Annotated in this window: 7 protein-coding genes and 1 pseudogene; all 8 read right to left on the bottom strand. The window is 60.9% G+C overall.

Going from position 1 to position 6,612, the window contains the following annotated elements:
- Nucleotides 1-42: 42 nt before the first annotated feature.
- The 8 genes and pseudogenes from CYR52_RS18400 to CYR52_RS18435 all read right to left on the bottom strand — a co-directional run bounded on the left by CYR52_RS18400 (nucleotide 43) and on the right by CYR52_RS18435 (nucleotide 6,449).
- Nucleotides 43-1,089, bottom strand: coding sequence for an NAD(P)-dependent alcohol dehydrogenase (locus CYR52_RS18400; protein WP_072929174.1), 1,047 nt, complete (start codon nucleotides 1,087-1,089; stop codon nucleotides 43-45).
- 111 nt (nucleotides 1,090-1,200) lie between these two features.
- Nucleotides 1,201-1,428: a tautomerase family protein gene (locus tag CYR52_RS18405; protein ID WP_072929177.1), complete on the bottom strand. Its 228-nt coding sequence runs from the start codon at nucleotides 1,426-1,428 to the stop codon at nucleotides 1,201-1,203.
- A gap of 133 nt (nucleotides 1,429-1,561) precedes the next feature.
- Entirely contained in the window at nucleotides 1,562-2,953 is a 1,392-nt protein-coding gene (locus CYR52_RS18410; protein WP_420912797.1) for an aldehyde dehydrogenase family protein, read from the bottom strand.
- 157 nt (nucleotides 2,954-3,110) lie between these two features.
- Entirely contained in the window at nucleotides 3,111-3,413 is a 303-nt protein-coding gene (locus tag CYR52_RS18415) for a HigA family addiction module antitoxin (protein ID WP_101829138.1), read from the bottom strand.
- Nucleotides 3,413-3,694 (bottom strand): annotated as a pseudogene (locus CYR52_RS18420) (type II toxin-antitoxin system RelE/ParE family toxin). Before CYR52_RS18420 ends, CYR52_RS18415 begins: the two are co-directional and overlap by 1 nt.
- A gap of 124 nt (nucleotides 3,695-3,818) precedes the next feature.
- Nucleotides 3,819-4,820, bottom strand: a complete 1,002-nt coding sequence (locus CYR52_RS18425; RefSeq protein ID WP_072929183.1) for a transketolase family protein — start codon at nucleotides 4,818-4,820, stop codon at nucleotides 3,819-3,821.
- Nucleotides 4,817-5,686, bottom strand: a complete 870-nt coding sequence (locus CYR52_RS18430; RefSeq protein WP_072929185.1) for a transketolase — start codon at nucleotides 5,684-5,686, stop codon at nucleotides 4,817-4,819. The genes CYR52_RS18425 and CYR52_RS18430 overlap by 4 nt, the downstream gene beginning before the upstream one ends.
- Nucleotides 5,687-5,699: 13 nt before the next feature.
- The gene (locus CYR52_RS18435) at nucleotides 5,700-6,449 is read right to left on the bottom strand and encodes an SDR family NAD(P)-dependent oxidoreductase (protein ID WP_072929187.1); all 750 of its coding nucleotides are present in this window, start codon (nucleotides 6,447-6,449) and stop codon (nucleotides 5,700-5,702) included.
- Nucleotides 6,450-6,612: the final 163 nt, after the last annotated feature.

The raw sequence follows: 6,612 nt of genomic DNA on the forward strand, positions 1-6,612 counted from the left end.
GCGCCCCTGGGCGCAGCGTGGGACATCAGGCAGGGTGACGCATCAGGCGGAGAGGGACGCCATGTCGATCACGAAACGGTAACGCACGTCAGAACGCTCCATGCGCTCGAACGCTTCGTTGATCTGATCGATGTTGATGATTTCACACTCCGGCAGGATGTTTTTACGGCCGCAGAAATCCAGCATTTCCTGGGTTTCTTTGATGCCGCCAATCAGGGAGCCGGCCAGGCGACGGCGGCCAAACACCATCGGCATGGTGTTCTGCTCGTCGATTGGGCCAATCTGGCCAACCATCACCAGCGTCCCGTCCACATCCAGCAGCGGCATGTATACCGACACGTCGTGGCGCACCGGGATGCTGTCGATGATCACGTCAAAGCTGTTGTACGCTTCCTGCATCGCCTGCTCATCGGTAGAGATCAGGTAGTGGTCAGCACCCAGCGCGCGGGCATCGTCGGCTTTCGCCGCGCTGCGGCCAACAACGGTCACGGTCGCGCCCATACCGGCTGCCAGTTTGACGGCCATATGGCCGAGGCCGCCCAGGCCAACCACCGCGACGCGGCTGCCGGGGCCAACGCCCCAGGTGCGCAGCGGGGAGTAAGTGGTGATCCCGGCGCACAGCAGCGGGGCAACTTTAGAGAGTTCCAGCGTCTCCGGCACGGAGAGCACGAACTCTTCACGCACCACCAGGTGCTTGGAGTAGCCGCCCTGGGTGGTTTCCTGGGTGATGCGATCCTGACCGGCGTAGGTCGGGGTCATGCCTTCGCGGCAGAACTGCTCTTCGCCCTGACGGCACTGGTCACAGGTCTGGCAGGAATCGACCATACAGCCTACGGCCACCAGGTCACCGGCTTTGTAGCGGGTGACGCCCGCGCCGATGTCAGTCACGCGGCCGACGATCTCATGGCCCGGTACCATCGGGTAGCTGCCCATACCCCAGTCATTGCGGGCCTGGTGCAGGTCAGAGTGGCAGACGCCACAGAACAGGATTTCCATGGCGACATCGTTGTCACGCAGTGCACGACGCTCGAAGGAGAAAGGAACCAGCGGTGCGCCCGCTTTCAGTGCTGCATAGCCCTGGGTTTTCATTGTTTACCACCTCTTGATGTAAAAAAGAAAACGGACACCCTCGCGGCGCCCGTATACAGCGTAATGTAAGAATCAGGTTTGTGCGTGCCTGCCCGGTCAGGCAGGCCACGATCACAGCGTATAACCGGGCTTTTTATAGAGTTTATCCGCTGCGCCGACGATTTCAGGGCGATAGACCGTCTCAGCCCATTGATCCATCGGCACCTCTTCAAACGCCACGGAGACTTCATCCTCGGTGGAGCCGAGATGTTGTTGTACGCTCTGGGAGATGGCGTCGGTCAACGCGCGTTTTTGCTCCTCGGTTTTACCGGGTACCAGTTTTACAAGCACATGGGGCATTTTCTCTCTCCTTTAACACAGACTTTGCCAAGTATAGGCAATCGCAGGCTTATCGCTTAGCAGCCTAGCGATAATGCTGTTATGAGGATTATTCATTTATGCGATCCGGGGGCGCGGCACCCCCGGCAACCGGTCAACGGCGGTTTTTCCATACGGTCTGGATGTTGCAGAACTCATGCAGGCCAAAATGGGAAAGCTCCCGGCCAAAGCCGCTTTTCTTCACGCCGCCGAACGCCACGCGCGGGTCACTGGCGCTGTAGCCGTTGATGAACACGCCGCCGCACTCCAGCGCGGCCGCCATCTGTTCTGCGCGCTGCGCATCGGCGGTGTAAATCGTCGCCATCAGGCCGAACTCGCTGTCATTCGCCAGCGCCAGCGCGTGGCCGGCATCCTGCGCCACGCTGATGGCGGCCACCGGGCCGAACAGCTCCTGACGGAATGCGGTCATATCTGGGGTCACGTTGCCCAGCACCGTCGGCAGGTAATAGTTGCCTGCGCCGGCCAGCTTGTCACCGCCGAGCAGCAACGTCGCGCCCTGTGCCAGGGAGTCCTGAACCTGTTGATGCAGCTCGTCACGCAGGTCATAACGCGCCATCGGCCCGACATAGTGCTCAGCCTCGCGCGGGTCGCCCATTTTGATGGCACGTACTGCCGCAACAAATTTCTCCGTGAAGCGCGCGGCGATCCCGGCTTCCACGATAAAGCGCTTGGCCGCCGCACACACCTGACCGCTGTTCTGGTAACGCCCGGCGACGGCGGCTTTCACGGCCTCATCCAGATCGGCATCGTTCAGGACGATAAACGGATCGGAACCGCCCAGCTCCAGCACGCATTTTTTCAGCGCGGCGCCCGCCTGGGCGGCGATGGCGCTGCCGGCCCGGCCGCTGCCGGTCACCATCACCGCCGCAATGCGTGGATGGTTGATGATTTGGCTCACGCCTTCATTGGTGGCGTTCAGTTGGGTAAACAGATGGGCCGGGAACCCGGCATGCAGGAAAATGTTCTCAATCAGTTGCGCGCTGCCGAGCACATTCGGCGCATGTTTCAGCACATAGCTGTTGCCTGCCAGCAGGCTCGGCACCGCGCCGCGCAGCACCTGCCAGAGCGGGAAGTTCCACGGCATCACCGCCAGCAGCGGGCCAAGCGGGCGGTATTCAATCACCGCGTTCTGGTTTTCCACCAGGGTCGGTTCCGTTGCCAGCATCGCCGGGCCATGCTCGGCATACCAGTCACACAGTGCGGCGGATTTCTCCACCTCGGCGCGCGCCTGGTTCACCGGCTTGCCCATCTCCAGCGTTATCATCAGCGCCAGCGGTTCCGCATGGGCGCGCAGTGAGACGGCCAGATCGCGCAGCTTTTGCGCCCGCGCCGCCAGCGGCAGGGCGCGCCATTGCTGGTAAGCGCGGTAGTTATTCTCAACGGCCTGATCGATCTGGTCAGCCGTCACAAACGGATAGGTGGCAATCTTTTCACCGTTGGCGGGGTTAACAGAAAATGCGTGGGTATCGGAGGACATTTGCATGATTCGGCTCGCTGTTTTAAGAATGTGAGCCTACTGTAAAACTGATTATTGTTCTTTTGTAGTGAATAATAATGAATGGGTTGTTCTGTGATGGGGAATGATTGGGGATCAGAAATTCACGCGATGAATTAATAAGCCCGCATAACCGCGGGCTTCTTGCTTAATGCGTCAGTGCATTGTGCGTGTGGGGCGAGGGCACAACCCGCGACAGGTCGAGCACGGCGCGGGCGCGGCTGAGGTCATAGGCGGCCTGCATTGCCAGCCACAAGCGAGCGGCAATGCCTAACCCTGCCTCAAGGCGGAGGGCCATATCGGGACTGATCGCCGTTTTACCTGTCGCGACCTTGCTCAAGGCCGAGGGAGAGACATCCAGGTCACGCGCCAGGGCCCGGAGGCTGACGCCATAGTCTTCCAGGTATTCCGCGATCAAGCCGCCCGGATGGGGGGGGTTAATCATGGTCATCAGTGGTAGTCCCCAAGATTAAGTATATAGGCATCACCCTCTTTGAATTCGAAGGTGATCCGCCAATTGGCGCGGACGGTAATCGCAAAAAGGTTTTGTCTGTCCCCCTTCAGCGAATGAAATTTAAAGCCGGGATAATGCTTAAATTCATCAATGGTTGCCGCCTCATCAAGTACCAGCAAACGGAGTTTAATGCGCTCCACATCTTTTGCCTGGACTCCGCTTGTATCGCCTTTTTCAAAGCGTTTTTGTAAGCCCTTATGTTTCTAACTTTTTATCATGTTGAGAAACAGTCCGGCTATGAAAAACCATAAAATGTTTGTGTGTTATAGCAGAGGTGCCATTGCGAGTGATGCGAAGAGAATGACAACCCCCGCCGCAGCGGGGGAAAAAGAATCGGGGAGATTACCCCAGCCGCTGTTTGATTTTCTCCACCATGCGGGCAGTGGAGATGCCGTATCGGTCGTGCAGGGTCGGCAGGGCGCCGGCATCGAGGAACGCGTCGGGCAGGCCGATGGCATCGAAATCCGCCCAGACTTTATTGCGCATCAGCAGGGCAGCCACCGCCTCGCCCAGCCCGCCTGGCTGGGTGTGGTTTTCGGCCGTCAACACCAGCCGCCCCGGTCTGGCGGCCTGTTCAAGAAGGGTTTTCTCATCGAGCGGCTTGATGGTCGGCACGTGCAGCACCGCCACGCTGACGTTGTCTTTGCGCAGTTTCTCCGCTGCCTCCAGCGCACGCATGGTCATGATGCCGGAGGAGATGATCAGCACATCATTTCCCTCTTCCAGCAGCCGCGCTTTGCCGATTTCAAACCGGTAGTCGTATTTGTCCAGCACCACCGGCACTTTGCCGCGCAGCAAACGCATATAGACCGGCCCGGCATGGGCGGCCATCGCCGGGACGGCCTGCTCAATCTCCAGGGCATCGCACGGGTCGATGATTGTCATGCCCGGGATGCCGCGCATTATCGCCAGATCCTCCGTCGCCTGGTGGCTCGGGCCGTAACCGGTGGTCAGCCCCGGCAGTGCCGCGCAGATTTTGACATTCAGGTGCTCTTCCGCGATCACCTGGTGGATAAAGTCATAAGCGCGGCGGGTGGCAAACACCGCATAAGTGGTGACAAACGGGATAAACCCCTCTTTCGCCATGCCGCCCGCGGCCCCCATCAGCAACTGTTCCGCCATGCCCATCTGGAAAAAACGTTCCGGGTAAGCCTGGGCGAAAATGTGCAGGTCAGTATATTTCGACAGGTCGGCCGTCATGCCGACAATCTCCGGGTGCTGCTTCGCCAGTTGCACCAGCGCATGGCCGAACGGTGCCGCGCGCGTGGCCTGCCCCTCTTCAGCAATCGAGGCAATCATCGCGGAGGTGGTCAGGCGGGGTTTGGTCTGGGTGGTCTGGCTCATAAGTGCGCTCCTGTGGGGGTGTTGGCATCCAGCACCGCGAGGGCTTTTTGCCATTCATCGGCATCAACACGGATAAAGTGGTTCTTGTCGCGGGTTTCGAGGAACGGCACCCCCTTGCCCATCAGGGTGTCGCACAGGATCACCCGCGGCTGGTTTTCCGGGCACTGTTTCGCGTTATCAAACGCCCGGATCACCGCCGGCAGGTCGTTGCCGTTGACGCGCTGCACATACCAGCCAAACGCGGCCCACTTCTCCTCCAGCGGCTCGAAGCCCAGAATTTTGCGTGAGTCGCCGTCCGCCTGCTGGCGGTTGATGTCCACCAGGTTGATAAGGTTATCCAGCCCGTAGTGCGCCGCTGAGAGCGCGGCTTCCCAGACCGCGCCCTCGTCCAGCTCGCCGTCTGACATGGAGTTGATCACCCAGGAGGCACTGCGCTTCTGCTTCAGCCCCAGCGCCATGCCGACCGCGATGGTCAGCCCCTGGCCCAGCGAGCCGCCGGAGATCTCCATGCCGGGGGTGTAGGTCGCCATGCCGGACATCGGCAGGCGGCTGTCATCAAAGCCGTAGGTCTCCAGCTCCGCTTCCGGGATGATGCCCGCCTCAATCAGCGCGGCATAACAGGCGATGGCGTAATGGCCGTGGGAAAGCAGGAAACGGTCGCGCCCCTCCCACGCCGGCTCCTCCGGGCGGTAGGTCATGGCGTGGCTGAAGGCTGCCGCCAGCACATCCGCGTAACCCAGCGCCTGGCCGATATAGCCCTGGCCCTGGACTTCGCCCATCCGCAGGGCGTAACGGCGGATGCGCCACGCGGCGGCGGCCACCGCCTCAATGCCGGTCACGGTGTTTTCGGTATCAATCTGGGACATGGTGCAGCCTCGCTTAGTGGATTAACATGCCGCCGTTCACGTCCAGCGTGATCCCGGTGGAGTAAGAAGAGAGATCGCTGCCGAGGAACAGCGCGGCGCGCGCCACATCCTGTGCATCGCCCAGGCGGTTGAGCGGGATGCCGCTCAGGATGGTCTGTTTCATCTCATCGGAGAGTTTGCCGGCAGTGATGTCGGTCTGAATCAGCCCCGGCGCGATGCAGTTGACCCGGATGTTGTCAGGGCCGAACTCCCGCGCCATGGCGCGCGCCAGCCCCAGCACCCCGGCTTTGGCCGCGCTGTAGTGCGGGCCGCCGAAGATCCCGCCGCCGCGCTGGGCGGACACCGAGGAGATGCAGACGATGCTGCCGCCCTGTTGCGTGCGCATCGCCGGCAGCACCGCCTGGGACATCAGCAGCGTGCCGCGCAGGCTGACATCCAGCACGGCGTCGTAGTTGTCGCGTTTGATGTCCAGGGTTTTGATCGGCTGGGTGATCCCGGCATTGTTCACCAGAATATCGATGCGGCCGTAGCGGCCCAGCACCTGCTCGACGGCCGCGCTCACCTGCGCCTCATCCGCCACGTTGGCCATCAGCCCCAGGTGCGCGTCGCCAAGCGTCGCGGCGGCCTGCCGGCTGGCCGCGGCATCCAGGTCGATAATCACCACGTTGGCACCCTGTTCCGCAAAGAGTCTGGCGGTGGCAAAACCCAGGCCGCGTGGGGAGGCCGCGCCGGTAATAACGGCGACTTTATCTTTTAACAACATAAGTAAGCTCCGGATAAAGAAAGTAAGAACGGGTTATCAGTGACGGTTATTTCGGTTCGTCGAGTGTGCAAATAATCAGCAGGCCGAGGGCGGCGCAGATGCCGAAGTAAATAAAGACCGCGTTGAAGCCGCCGGTGTAGTCCAGCAGGAAACCGGCCGCCAT

This window comes from Chimaeribacter arupi (assembly GCF_002858805.1).
Taxonomy (GTDB): domain Bacteria; phylum Pseudomonadota; class Gammaproteobacteria; order Enterobacterales; family Enterobacteriaceae; genus Chimaeribacter; species Chimaeribacter arupi.